Annotated in this window: 11 protein-coding genes and 2 tRNA genes; 3 read left to right on the forward strand and 10 right to left on the reverse strand. The window is 45.2% G+C overall.

Features of this window, described 5'->3' with window-relative positions:
* Nucleotides 1-53: 53 nt before the first annotated feature.
* The 9 genes from hemB to VC28_RS06805 form a co-directional block, all read right to left on the reverse strand.
* On the reverse strand, nucleotides 54-1,028 hold the full coding sequence (hemB, locus tag VC28_RS06765; RefSeq protein ID WP_049629978.1) for a porphobilinogen synthase: 975 nt from the start codon (nucleotides 1,026-1,028) through the stop codon (nucleotides 54-56).
* A 22-nt stretch (nucleotides 1,029-1,050) separates the two neighbouring features.
* On the reverse strand, nucleotides 1,051-1,476 hold the full coding sequence (locus VC28_RS06770; protein WP_049629979.1) for a hypothetical protein: 426 nt from the start codon (nucleotides 1,474-1,476) through the stop codon (nucleotides 1,051-1,053).
* 47 nt (nucleotides 1,477-1,523) lie between these two features.
* A complete protein-coding gene (locus tag VC28_RS06775; protein ID WP_049629980.1) occupies nucleotides 1,524-2,123 on the reverse strand; it encodes a transglycosylase SLT domain-containing protein in 600 nt (199 codons plus the stop codon).
* 9 nt (nucleotides 2,124-2,132) lie between these two features.
* Nucleotides 2,133-2,456, reverse strand: coding sequence for a hypothetical protein (locus VC28_RS06780; protein ID WP_049629981.1), 324 nt, complete (start codon nucleotides 2,454-2,456; stop codon nucleotides 2,133-2,135).
* Nucleotides 2,457-2,470: 14 nt separating this feature from the next.
* Nucleotides 2,471-4,843: an NAD-dependent DNA ligase LigA gene (ligA, locus tag VC28_RS06785; RefSeq protein WP_049629982.1), complete on the reverse strand. Its 2,373-nt coding sequence runs from the start codon at nucleotides 4,841-4,843 to the stop codon at nucleotides 2,471-2,473.
* Nucleotides 4,844-4,949: 106 nt separating this feature from the next.
* A complete protein-coding gene (gene zipA / locus VC28_RS06790; RefSeq protein ID WP_049629983.1) occupies nucleotides 4,950-6,152 on the reverse strand; it encodes a cell division protein ZipA in 1,203 nt (400 codons plus the stop codon).
* Between the two features lie 29 nt (nucleotides 6,153-6,181).
* Nucleotides 6,182-9,691 (reverse strand): chromosome segregation protein SMC, encoded by a 3,510-nt coding sequence (gene smc / locus VC28_RS06795; RefSeq protein WP_049629984.1) that lies wholly within the window; start codon nucleotides 9,689-9,691, stop codon nucleotides 6,182-6,184.
* Nucleotides 9,692-9,987: 296 nt separating this feature from the next.
* The gene (gene ccmI, locus VC28_RS06800; protein WP_049629985.1) at nucleotides 9,988-11,268 is read right to left on the reverse strand and encodes a c-type cytochrome biogenesis protein CcmI; all 1,281 of its coding nucleotides are present in this window, start codon (nucleotides 11,266-11,268) and stop codon (nucleotides 9,988-9,990) included.
* Entirely contained in the window at nucleotides 11,265-11,798 is a 534-nt protein-coding gene (locus VC28_RS06805) for a cytochrome c-type biogenesis protein (RefSeq protein ID WP_049632225.1), read from the reverse strand. The genes ccmI and VC28_RS06805 overlap by 4 nt, the downstream gene beginning before the upstream one ends.
* A gap of 232 nt (nucleotides 11,799-12,030) precedes the next feature.
* On the opposite strand from VC28_RS06805, the gene VC28_RS06810 reads away from it, so the two are divergent.
* The 3 genes from VC28_RS06810 to VC28_RS19525 all read left to right on the forward strand — a co-directional run bounded on the left by VC28_RS06810 (nucleotide 12,031) and on the right by VC28_RS19525 (nucleotide 13,531).
* Nucleotides 12,031-12,106: transfer RNA gene (locus VC28_RS06810), tRNA-Val, on the forward strand.
* A gap of 40 nt (nucleotides 12,107-12,146) precedes the next feature.
* A tRNA-Asp gene (locus VC28_RS06815) sits at nucleotides 12,147-12,223 on the forward strand.
* Nucleotides 12,224-12,323: 100 nt separating this feature from the next.
* Nucleotides 12,324-13,531 (forward strand): IS3 family transposase gene (locus VC28_RS19525; RefSeq protein ID WP_156184249.1). Its coding sequence is split into 2 segments (ribosomal slippage): nucleotides 12,324-12,666 and nucleotides 12,666-13,531, totalling 1,209 coding nucleotides; the frame shifts between segments, so codons are not numbered across the junction.
* Between the two features lie 62 nt (nucleotides 13,532-13,593).
* Here the strand turns inward: VC28_RS19525 and VC28_RS19835 are convergent.
* Nucleotides 13,594-13,740 (reverse strand): hypothetical protein, encoded by a 147-nt coding sequence (locus VC28_RS19835; protein ID WP_197085491.1) that lies wholly within the window; start codon nucleotides 13,738-13,740, stop codon nucleotides 13,594-13,596.
* Nucleotides 13,741-13,748 lie beyond the last annotated feature (8 nt).

A 13,748-nucleotide genomic window follows, 5' to 3' on the forward strand; every position in this document is an offset into this window, starting at 1 on the left:
GGAAATCCGAAATAAAGAACAATTAAAAATGTGACAAGAAATGATGGCGATATCTATGCCGATAACCAATCAGCCAACTGTTCAGCGTAATAGGTAATGATCAAATCTGCACCCGCACGCTTAAATGCCGTCATTGTTTCAAGCACAATCGCTTTTTCATCAATCACACCTGCTGCAGCGCCAGCCTTGATCATGGCGTATTCGCCACTTACATGATAAACCGCCAATGGCCGCGCAGAATTTGCGCGGATATGGGCAAGCACATCCAAATAGGCGATACCGGGCTTAACCATTAAAATATCCGCGCCCTCGGCTTCATCTTGCATGGATTCCGCAAGCGCTTCGCGCCCATTAGCAGGATCCATTTGATAGGTGTTGCGTGTCCCTTTGAAACTGCTATCGACCGCATCCCTGAATGGCCCGTAAAAAGCTGACGCAAATTTAGTAGAGTAAGACATAACAGGTATGTGCGTATAACCCGCTTCATCCAAGGCTTGGCGAATAGCGCTGATCATTCCATCCATCATGCCCGATGGTGCAATCATGTCAGCACCCGCCTGTGCAGCCATCACAACTTGTTTTTGCAAATTCATGAGGGTTTTATCGTTATCAACATCATCATCGCAAACTACACCGCAGTGCCCATGCTCGGTGTATTCACAAAAACAATTATCACTTATCACCAACATATCCGGTTGCGCTTGTTTCGCGATGCGTATCATACGTGCCAACAAACCGTGTTCACACCAAGTATCAGAACCCTCATAATCCTTATGGGTTGATACACCGAATAAAATAACCGCTTTAATGCCTTTGCTCCATGCACGGGTAACAATCTCGGCCAAATGTGATTCAGGATAGCGATAAACACCTGGCATCGATTTGATAGCTACCGGCGCAGCAATTCCCTCCTCAATAAAAATAGGCAAAATAAAATCATTCATCGACACTTGGGTTTCACGCACCAACGCGCGCAAAGCAGTGGTTTTACGCAAACGGCGAAAACGGAAATCCGGTGTTACTAACATAGGAAAAACCTGACGGAATTAATTAAATATTCAACGAGCCTTCATGGCTCCATTCACAACGCACGCGCATATCACCTGAACCGGGCTTGTGGTAACTGCCATTAGCTTCCCAGGTGAATGTGTGCGTACCGGATAATTCAGTTTCTAAATGCACAGTGGCGGATACCCAATACATACGGCTCAACAATGATTCAAACTGGGCAATCCATTGATCCCATTCATATTCCACCGCTTTATAAGATGCACCAAAGTGCATAACCTCCGTTTGATAATTAAACAACGGAGAATCCACACTGGGAATCGAAAACATTTCTTGGCTTAAAAATGGCCACTCATCTGCATGAGGTAAGGACAACATTGCTTCACGATTCGTTCGGATACGCTCTGACTCCACCATAGACGGTGATATATCCTTGATACAACCGTAAACAATTGACTCTTGATCCATAATCACTCCGCTATTTGCTTTGCAATAAAATCGTTAATCACTGCCAGCTAAAATGGCCACCACCAACTTCCTTTAAAACGCTCTTCGCATGTCTGTAATTGCGCCTGATATTGTTGCGCGCGACTTTCTACTTTGCTTGCCGTATTCATCAACCAGTTTTTTTGACGGTAGGTTGCTCTGTTATATCCACCATGTCCTTCGTGGTAAGCCAAATACAAGTTATAACTATCGTTCAACCCTATACGGCTGCGTTTCTGGCTTTGTTTGTTATCCCAGCCGATAAAATCAATTGCGTCGGCAAAATTATCGCGCCGCGACCAGCCATTACCACTTTGGTCCTGATACTCATTCCACACATCATCTTTTGCTTGTGGATAACCATAGGCATCACTTTTTCGCGGACCAGGTATCACCCACAATATTTTTGTGCGTGGTGTACGCGCATTGTGTTTGAATTGCGATTCTTGATACATGATGGACATCATCACTGGCACAGAAGATCCCCAACGCTTTTCCGCTTTTTTGGAGTCTTTATACCAAGAGGGCTTATCGTCAAAAATATCGCATAAGTTATTAGGATTTGATGGTCTGGTGGTTGAACAACCCACTAATCCAAGCAATATCGAAAACAATAAAATCCGAATCATAATCAGATATCAACCTTTCATTATCTTAGCAAGCTCAGACTTAACGACTTTAAGCTTCTGCTGTAATAATTCAGACTCAAACTCTAATTTTTGATACTCAATGAAATTATTAAACAATTTGGAGTCTTTTACATTTTCAAGAAAAGCATCCAACGCCCCCTCTAACCCAGATTGAAGCCCCTTACTTTCTCCTTTTAGCAAACCTAGTCGATGCTTACAAATTTGCTTTTTCAGACCAGCTTGGCACGTGCAACTCATAACTCCCTTTTCGGAGTCACATTCAATTTTATATGGCTCAACAGATGAACCCTGAACATAGAATATAAAATTCACACCGATCTCCCTTGCTAAATACGATCTATAAGCTTCTTTAACTCTTCAAGAGTAATTGAGGGGACACCTAATTTCTCAGCATCGTTTCGTTTTCCACCACCTCCATCCCCTATGACAAGATAAGAAGTAGCACCGCTCAGAGAACCAGACACCTTACCACCTTGAGCTTCAATGAGTGACTTTAGCTCTCCTCGACTCTTAAACTCTGGAAAACTACCTGTTATAACAAACACCTTACCTTCCAGGGAGCCAATCTCTCTATTCTCTTCATCGATTCTAACTTGATCCCAATGCGCCCCCATTAACTTCAGATCATTTTCCAAAGATTCGACATATTCACGATTCTCTAAGTCCTCGAAAAATTCTAAAACCCCCAAAACCGCTCGGGTAGAAATCTTTACTCCTTTGGCCGTTTTTAATGAGCTCAACTCAAATGAAGATATGAAAAATAGATCGTTCAGACTAAATTTTTTGGCGATAGCCTTTGCGGTCTCAGCAGCAACACCAGGTATGGACAGCTTCACAATAAAGTTAGCTAAAGTAGGAGCAAGCTTAAACTTAGAGCCGATAACATTAGATTGTTGAACATCTAGCACTTTTAACAAGTCATCAACCATTTTTCTATTATCGGAATTACTAAAAAACTCATAAATCTGCATTGAAACTTCAGAGCCAACATCCGTAACATAAGTCAGCAATTCGGGTTTAAGTCCAATTATATTTTCAATACAACCAAGCTCATCACTTAATCTCTTAGCCGTTTCCTGCCCCACCTCAGGAATACCAAGCGAATATATAAATTTTGAAAGACTAACTTTTTTCGTTGAATTAATTGCATCAATACAATTTTGAGCAGACTTTTCAGCAAAACCGTCTAACCCGATGAGATGTTCCTTTTTCAATTCATATATATCAGCAGGACTTTTAACCAACCCAACATCAACTAATTGCACTAATATTTTCTCACCAAGACCATCAATATTCATGGCATCGCGAGAAACAAAGTGTGCTAGCGCTTGAGTAAGTTGATCTCTACATTCAAAACCAGCTGAACAGTAAATTGCTGCATTTTCAACGACATTTGATTTTGTTTTTAATCTCTTGATTTTTATTTCTTTTTTTAATTCGTTGTTGCAGCATGGGCACTCCTTGGGGTAAACGACTTTATCGCCACCATTATGGGTTAAAACTGCAACCACTTTAGGTATAACATCACCAGCCCGCTTTACAACAACAGTATCGTTATAACAAATACCTAATTTTAATATTTGGTCATTATTGTGAAGAGTTGCATTAGATACCGTAACCCCACCTACAAATATGGGCTTAAGTTTAGCAACTGGAGTAATCACTCCTGTTCTTCCCACTTGAAACTCAACATCTAACAGAATGGTTGATTCTTCCTGTGCAGGAAATTTATACGCAATAGCCCAACGGGGTGCGCGGGAAATAAAACCTAAGTCTTCTTGCAGCTTGCGCGAATTGACTTTAAAAACAATGCCATCAATATCGTATGGCAACTGATCACGCTTATCGCCAATACGGCGATAGAACTTCATCGCTTGCTGGATATTATTAGCGACTTCTGTTTCGCGATTGGTCAAAAAACCCCAAGTTTTTAATGATGCCAATACACCACTATGAGTATCAGGTAGCTGACCACCCTCCACCCAACCAATAGAATAAGCACACATTTCCAAGGGGCGACTTGCGGTAATTTTTGAATCCAGTTGGCGCAGTGCGCCTGCAGCCGCATTACGCGGGTTTACAAAAAGTTTTTCATTTGCGGCACGGGCTTTTTCATTCAGCGCATTGAAGCCTGCTTTAGGCATATAAATTTCACCACGAACTTCCAATACTGTAGGAAAGCCATTCCCCATCAAGCGAAGCGGAATTGAATTGATCGTGCGGACATTCTGGGTAATGTCCTCGCCATTTGTACCATCGCCACGCGTAGCACCACGTACAAGTACTCCATCGCGATACAACAAACTCACCGCAATCCCATCGAGTTTTAATTCACAGGCATACTCAATGTCGCCCGAAATTTTCAATCGATCTAAAATGCGCTGGTTAAATGCCAATAACTCTTCATCATCAAAGGCGTTGTCGAGAGACAACATAGGCATTTCATGAATAACTGTCTGGAATGCAGACAAAGGTGCCGCACCGACTCGTTGCGTGGGAGAATCTGGAGTCACCGTATCAGGATATTGCGCTTCCAACTCGCGCAACCGCTGCATCATACGGTCGTATTCAGCATCGGTAATTTGGGGATCGTCAAGCGCGTAGTAGCGGTAATTGTGATGTTGGAGTTGTTTGCGTAAATCCGCAATTTCTTGCTCAACACCAGAGGGAATATTGTCAAATAATGAGAGAGTAGACATGAATAAAAATACCTGATGATTCGGCTTGGGGCGATGCGCGATTCATGCCTTAGCTTGCAATTTTTCTCGCACCTCCTTGTGACGATAAAAGTTCATATGTAATGAATTAACGAGGCGGCCGACGGAATAAACGCATACGCTCAAAGTCGCGAATACGTTGCCTGCAATGTTCCAAGGTTTGACGAGTCATTACACTACGTTGCTCGTCCTTTAATTCACCATTGAGTGCTTCCGCAATAGCACGAGCTGTATCCGCCATCAGATCAAATGATTGCATTGAGTCCGCATTAATTGGCAATGTCATGAACAGGCTGACACCCGGTGTTTCAAAGTCATCCATAGCATCCAGATCAAACGTACCCGGCTTAACCATATTCGCCATACTGAACAACAGTGCACCTTCACCTTTTGTATCACTGTGACGATGAAAAATATCCATACTGCCGTAGCGCATACCACATTTCAAAATAACATCTAACAGTTCGCCACCATTAAACATCTCACCTTTGTGAGCCATAACATTAATAATGAGTACTTCTTCCGGTTCGGAGGGTTGCTTTTCTGCAAATTGTTGTTGCGATGAGTTACCAGAAGCATTTCCATACTCCTGATCTTCCGAATATTCTTCATCATCATATTCGTCCTCATCGTAGCCATCATCTTCATAGCCATCATTATCTTCCGGATTCAATGCTTCCGTATCATCCAGATCATCATCACCAATCTCGTCATCTTGCTCATATTCGGAATTGCTATCGTAATCTTCGCGATACTCTTCAGCATCATAATCTTCAGTTTCGTAACGATTTTGCGAGCCCGCTTCACGATCATCATAGTCTTCATCAAGATCACTTTCCCTATTCGCAGAAAAACTCGGCTCAATACGGTCCTCCAATGGCAGAGAGCGATTTTTATTGTCGTCAACTGATTCCATCAGCATAGGTACCGCCTGCCCCAGATTTAAACTGGTTTGCTGCGGCTCACGCTGCACACGAGGGGAAATTGCATCTTGCTCTCTGGACTGATGCTTTTCCAAATACGATTTGGCCTGCGCCTTTTTTTCAATACTGGGGATAGGTGCTGAAACATCACGTTTGCCAACTACCCTTGCGCCACCATTTGGGAGCTCACTGGTATAACTTGGAGCCTCATCTTCTACATCGTCGTAATCTGATGATTGTTTTATATTTTTTTTCAATGAGCGGGAGACTTTGATGTTGCCATTACGCTCATTGCGCTTACGCCTGATCCCATCCGCCAGTATCAACAGGATTAGTAAGGTACTTATGATGATGACCAAATCTTTCATAAGGTTATCCGTAAAAAATGAGTTCAATGTTAAACCGCAGCTAATTCTGCAGCTTCATCCACATCTACTGTTACCAAACGCGAAACACCAGGCTCGTGCATAGTAACGCCTAATAATTGGTGAGCCATTTCCATCGCATTTTTATTATGTGTGATGTAAATAAACTGCACTTGCGATGACATTTCTTCAACCATGCGTGCATATCGACCCACGTTCGCATCATCTAAGGGTGCATCCACTTCATCCAACATACAGAAAGGCGCAGGATTCAAACGGAAAATCGAAAACACCAACGCAATCGCAGTCAATGCTTTTTCACCACCCGATAATAAATGAATGGTGCTATTACGCTTGCCCGGTGGACGAGCCATAATCGTAATGCCAGTATCGAGCAACTCCTCTCCCGTCAATTCCAAATAGGCATGACCACCGCCAAATACTTTAGGAAATAATTCCTGCAAACTTTTGTTAACCTGATCAAAGGTTTCTTTAAAGCGAGTACGGGTTTCACGATCAATACGCTTTATCGCATTTTCCAAAGTCTCAAGCGCTTCCATCAAATCTGCATTTTGTGCATCAAGATAATTTTTCCGCTCGGACTCTGTTTTATATTCATCAATTGCCGCCAGGTTAATCGGCCCCAAACGAGCAATCTTACCGGCAAGACTTTCAAGCTCTTCTTCCAGCGGTTTTACTTCCGTACCGTCCGGCATTTCCGCCAAAATAAGATCCAGATTTAGCTCTTCTTCCTCAAGCTGCTCAACAATACCGGCACGCTGAACTTCGAACATTTGTGCAGCCAAACGCTCTTGCTCCAAATGCGCGCGGACGGCTTGGACTTCTTGTTCTGCACGATTACGTGCCTGCTCTGAATTACGCAGCTCATGCTCCACCGTTTCAAGCGCACGGCGCGCTTCGGTAAGCGATGCCTCAACGGAAAGGCGTTTTGCCAAAGACGCTTCCAATTCCAGCTTATATTCTTCAACTGGATCACGATTATCAGCAATATTCGCAAGAAGTTGTTCGCGACGCTCTTGTAAACGCGATGTCTGCTCACGCAGCCGCCCAATACCTAAACGGATAGAATCCAATTGAGTTTTAACAGACTGGTAGCGCATTGCAATTTCGTGCGCTTTGTCTTTGTCATGTCGGGCGCGCTGACGGGCGCTATCCAAGCCGGTACGGATGTCGTCGCGCTGCTGCAAAAGCGATTCACGCAAATCCGTGTCCTGCTCCATCATTTCAATCGCTTCGCTAAGGATCATCCGTGCTTCAGATAGATGCTCTGCTTCCTGCTCCATTTGCTCACGCGCTTCACGGATTTCATTGTCTGCGCGTTCACGACGCATATTCATTTGTTCGATGCGAACTTGCTTGGCACTTAACTGTGAACGCAATTCACCGTACTTACGGCTTTGCTCATCCACTTCGCGACGCAGATTTTCACGATCTTGCTCCAGGCGTTTGATCGCTGCACGACCTTCCTCAAGCTGCTCATTTAACAATTCAATGTTTTGTTCTGCATCAGCAATAGATGCGCTCAACTCTTCCAATTCTTGCCGGCGAGCAATCACACCTGAACTCGCATCGGTATCGCGCGTAACACGAACCCAATGCGGACTAATCCAAATGCCATCGCGAGTAATAACCGATTCATTTGCAGAGAGCTGTTTGCGCAATAAAAGTGCTGCGGACAATTCATCGGCGATATAAATACCGGCTAACAATCCTTTGACATCCCAGGCAGCAGTTACTTTCGAGCTCAATAGCGTACTTTTACTGGATGCCCCTGCTGCAGATTGAGCATGGGTATCAAACAATACCACTTCACCTTGCGTGAGGTTTTCTAACAAGCCAGCAACTGTATCTACTTGATCGATACAAACCGCTTGCAGCGTATTCCCAAGCACAGTTTCCAGGGCTTTATCCCAACCATCTGCAACAGAAACTAATTCAGCTAACCGTGAATTACCGGTTAAATTATTGTGTTCGAGCCACTGGGTAACCGCTTTGTTTTTCTCACCCAGTGCAGCCTGCTGCAAAGCCTCAAGTGAGGCATGTCGGCCACGCATTGTTTGAAGCTTGCTGCGCGCTTGGTCAAGCTCATTAATTAATTGGTTGTTAGTATTGCGAGTAGTATCCAGTTGCTCTGTAAACGTATCCAACTGTGTACGCTTTTCGTCGGCAACGAGATCCAATTCTGCAAGCTGCTCTGTCAATTGAGCGATAGAGTCATCTTCATTACTATCTTGAAGGTTATTTTTTTCTTCGCGCAATTTCTCTATGCGCTGCAATAAACGCTGTTGTACTTGTTCGAGATGCTGAATACGGGACTGTTGCACCTCGGCTCGTTGACGCGGTTCAGCTGCTCGCTGGTTAAAACTGTCCCATTCATTTTGCCAACGCTGCATCGCCTCTTCTGCATCGATTAATGATTCGCCAGAAGTTTCTTCAGCCGCCTTAACCAATTCTAATTCCGGCTCAAGCTCTAAAAGCTCAGCCTCCCATGCTTCGGTTTTTTGCGTGTCGATTAATAAATTTTCTTCAGCTTCTTTACTATCGCGCGTGGTTTGATCCAAATCAGTTTGCAGCTGGCGCGCACGTTCGTTTGCGTGTTGGATACTTTGCTCAAGACGGGCGATTTCTGCCCCTATCGCATAATAACGGCCTTGAACCTCATTAAATTTATCGCCAAGCTCAGTGTACTGGCTGCGGTACTTTTCGATTTGGGTGTCTTTGTTGACCTGATCCGTAACAAAGGACTCCATACGCAGTTCAAGATCGCGAATACCGGCTTGTTTAGCCTTGGCTTGCATATCCAATTGTTGGTACTTAAGAGCTTGCAATTGCGCTTTAAGTAAACGCTCTTCTTTTTTGTATTCTGCGTACTTCTCAGCGGCTTGAGCCTGACGCTGTAAACGCGCGAGCTGGCGCTCAAGCTCATCGCGGATGTCAGTTAGACGCTCAAGGTTTTCCTGCGTACGACGCATACGGCTTTCGGTATCACGGCGACGCTCTTTGTATTTGGAGATGCCTGCAGCTTCTTCAATATAGACACGTAAATCTTCAGGTTTGGCCTCGATCAGTTTAGAGATCATCCCTTGTTCGATAATCGCGTAACTGCGAGGACCGAGACCAGTACCAAGGAAAATGTCGGTGATATCCCGGCGGCGACATTTGGTGCCGTTCAAGTAATAGCTGTTATCGCCATCGCGGGAAACTTTACGTTTGATGCTGATTTCAGTAAAGGCGGCGTATTCGCCAAGCAGGGTACCATCTGAATTATCAAAAACCAGTTCAATAGAAGCCTGGCCAACCGGTTTACGACCACTTGAACCGTTAAAAATAACGTCCGTCATGTTCTCGCCGCGCAGGTTTTTAGCGGAGGATTCCCCCATTACCCAGCGAACAGCGTCAATAATGTTGGACTTTCCACAGCCATTTGGGCCAACAACAGCGCATAGGTTGCTGGGAAAGTTGACCGTTGTAGGATCAACAAACGATTTAAAGCCAGCCAGCTTGATGCACTTTAGCCGCATAGATCCGTATCACTCATATTGCTGCAGGCTTATACAGTTGGAGCGCCCTCGCCAACTTGCCTGTTCAAAAATTATGTCTGGCGGCATTTGCCATCCAGCTGTTTGATTTACTTGGTATTTTTGAGATTAATTAATATTGGCTTGCCGTCAAAAAAACCATTAAGGCGGGGATTCTACACATTTGCGTAGCGCTTTACACCCGCCCCGTCATGCAAAAATGACCGCCCCCTGAAGACTGACTAAATTTCAATCGCCACTCAAAATCAGCTTGCCTTTTGTGTGACGGTCATTTGATGTTACTGCGTCAGTTTTTGGTCAATTTTCACACTCACTGCATCAGATGAAGATTTCATATCAACAGGGCCAAATGAACCTTGCCAATCTCCTGGCTGGGCAGTGGCAGAGGCGTTCTGGGAGATACGGGCAACCACCTCCACCGCATCGACAGAAGCAAGGCTCATTTCAGGTGTCATAGCCATTGACTCAGTTAGCAGGACTTGTTTGGGCAACTCAGACACTTTTACACGTGTAATCGCCAACGGCATTTTGGCACCTTGCCATGCGCGAGCATAAACAAACACTACTTGATCCGGACGGGCATCAACACCATCCCCAAGACTGACACTAACAATTACCTGACGACCTGCGAGCGCTTCAGCCAATGATTCTTTTGTCCCTCCCGCAGCAAAATAAAGCCCCGTAGCCCGCTCTATACCCGCCTGCAGAGCCTGACTGCCGGAGGTGTTTTCTCCCGTCAGATTAATAGTACGCCTCCAAGCCTTAATCGCACCGATGTAATCCTGCTTTCCGAATGCTTCTATACCGGCAAGACCAAGGGCCATAGTGTTGTTTGGCTCAACGCTCAGCACCCTTGCAACCAGATCACTTACAAGCGGACTCATCTTATTACCATCACGCAAAAACGTAGCCTGCGCAAGCTCAGCCATCACCATAGGTGACTCTTGGTCGCGCGCTAATACTTGCTGATATGCCTCTACTGCAGAAGTAAAATCATTGACTTCCATTTGCATACGCGCAAGAAAGAACCAGTATTGCAGCTGCTCGGGATTATCCGTCAAACGCTCTTTAATAAGCCGTGCCAATTCACGCGCACGCTCAGGATCGGGTGTGCGACCGGCTTTATAATCGGCCTCATCAAGGGCGAGCTTACGCTCTTGCGCCTGACGAATTTCAACATCCGCACTGCTACCCAGATGCTGATAGAAGCTCCAGGCTACCACGATAACTGCAAGCGCAATTACTGATAACGTTTTGAACCCTACTCTCACGATACGGTTGTGCTTCAGTGCGCGAATATCCGTTTCATCCGCTAGCAAAGCTCGTTCTTGCTCCAACTTCAGTTGATCAAATTGCACCTGATCAATACGGCCTGCGGCCAATTGCGACTCCAGCTCCGCAATATGCTCATGAAACAGGCGAATATTTTCCGCCAAGCGATCCGCTATCTGCTCCTCTGTATTTTCGGTCGCACGATTACCATGGCGAACCAATGGCCATAACACAAATACCGCAGCCAGAGCGCACAGAAGCACTACCCCTAACCATAAGGACATCATTGATTTTTCTCCTGCAAGGGTGCTTCGCTATTTTTTTTAATCACAGCACGATCTTCTGATGAAGCCAATAAATTCGCCAAACGCTCCTGGTCTGCCGATGACAAGCCTACATCAACTTCAACGCGACGACGCTTGCGCACAATCAACAGCAAGGTCACCACACCGAGCAATAATAAAATGATTGGTGCAGACCATAACAAAATGGTCGCAGACGATAATCGTGGGCGATACAAAATGAACTCCCCATAACGCTCCACCATGAAATCAATTATTTCTTTATCGGACTTACCCTCTTTAATCATCATTTCCAGTTCACGACGCAAGTCCACTGCAATAGGCGAGTTGGTACCAGCCAGATTTTGGTTTTGACATTTGGGGCAGCGCATTTCATCGATAAAACTTTGATAACGCTTACGATCAAGTTCATTGTCGAACTCATGTACTTCAATCGCAGCAAGACTGGAGAGCGGAATCAACACACCTAAAAATACACAGAAGCGAATACAAAATCGCGCAAGCGTTGTACACATAGAATGAGTACCCATGAGGATCGAAAATTTCACGCGAGTATAACAACTCGCATGCAGCAGCGGGTAACTTTGCCGATACGAACAAAAACCATTCACAAGTGTTTGTTTTCCAACCTTTTTCTGCATTTAAAACAAAAAAGATAAATTTCTTTTAAAAAAAGGTTGACCGACGCGTTTACATGATTAGAATACGCGCCACCAACAAGGTGAGCGCTGAAAAGCGTGAAATCTTGGGCGGTTAGCTCAGTTGGTAGAGCAATGCCCTTACAAGGCATGGGTCACAAGTTCGAGTCTTGTACCGCCCACCACTCTTACTCACAAGGTAACAGTGATTTTTTGTGACGCTGCGGACCGGTAGTTCAGTCGGTTAGAATGCCGGCCTGTCACGCCGGAGGTCGCGGGTTCGAGCCCCGTCCGGTCCGCCACTATATGAAATGAAAAGCCCCACATCTGGGGCTTTTTTTATGCCTGTGACCCGTCCTGAATAAAGTTGACACTTTTCTACTCTCTACTGAGGAAAGTGTTATGAATCCCGTTATTAAACGCACCCAGCGTGATTACTCTCTCGCCTTTAAATTGGCTCTTGTCGATCAAATCGAAAAAGGAGAGATGACTTATAAACAAGCCCAGTCTCGCTACGGTATACAAGGCAGATCTACAGTCTTGTGTTGGCTGCGCAAGCATGGTCAACTGGATTGGTCATTAGGTTTACCAGCAAAAGGCCTCCTCATGTCCGATAATCCTCGCCCTCAAACGCCAGAACAGCGCATCAAAGAACTGGAACAGCAGCTCGCTCTAACCCAACAAAAAGCGGATTTTTTCGAAGCGGTGGTTGATGTACTCAAGCGCGACTATGGAGTCAGCGTGGTAAAAAAGCCGCACGGAACATCATCCAAACGAAAACGTTAGCGGGTTTATCCGTTGTCCGTGGTTGCCAGCTACTCGGCATCAGTCGGCAAGCCTGGTATCAACAATGTAAGCGGGTGCGACAACGAGAAGTGCACACGCAGATACTCCTTGATGCGGTGCAGCGTGAACGTGCATTACAACCCTGCATCGGAACGCGCAAACTACAGCGCTTGTTACAACAATCCGCATTGGTTGTGGGGCGAGATCGACTGTTTGCTTTGCTGCGCGAACATCGCCTGCTGGTTCCCACCAAGCGGGCTTATCACAAAACAACGCACAGCCATCATCGCTTTCGCAAACATCCCAATCTTCTGAAGCCTGGTGAACATCAAGTGATTCCGCAACGACCAGAACATGTTTGGGTGGCTGACATTACCTATTTACCCGTGCATCAGGGCGAGGCCTATTTGAGTTTGGTGACCGATGCCTATTCGCGCAAGATTGTGGGGCATTGCGTCCATGACAATCTGAAGGCTGAGTCAGTAATCGGTGCGTATAAACAAGCACTACAGCAGCGACGCAGTGGTGATGAGCTCATCCACCATTCAGATCGGGGTATTCAGTATTGTTCAGCGCAATACCAGAAATTGCATTATCAATACGGTGTTCATTGTTCGATGACGGATGGTTACGACTGCTATCAAAATGCGCTGGCAGAGCGTGTGAATGGTATTTTGAAAAGTGAGTTTTTGATAAGGAAACCTAGGGATCTTGCAGAAGCAAAAGTGATGGTGGCCGAGTCGATTCGGATCTACAACGAACGTCGTCCGCATCTATCCCTGGAATACAAAACGCCCGATGAGGTGCATCGGGCGTTTGGATAAATCAGTGTCAACTTATTTCAGGACTGGACACTGATTATTTGTCTATCGCCTTCCCAATCACATCACACAGTGTTGTTTTTTGCACCCTCATCCGCTTTTGCTGAGTCCTCTTTAATATGCCTGTAAGCATAGAACCCTACATAAGTCAGCATCATGCATGTCAGGGTTACTATTACCAAACCATAAAGAACGATTGAATCGATATACATAAAAACCT

The organism is Cellvibrio sp. pealriver (assembly GCF_001183545.1).
Lineage (GTDB): Bacteria > Pseudomonadota > Gammaproteobacteria > Pseudomonadales > Cellvibrionaceae > Cellvibrio.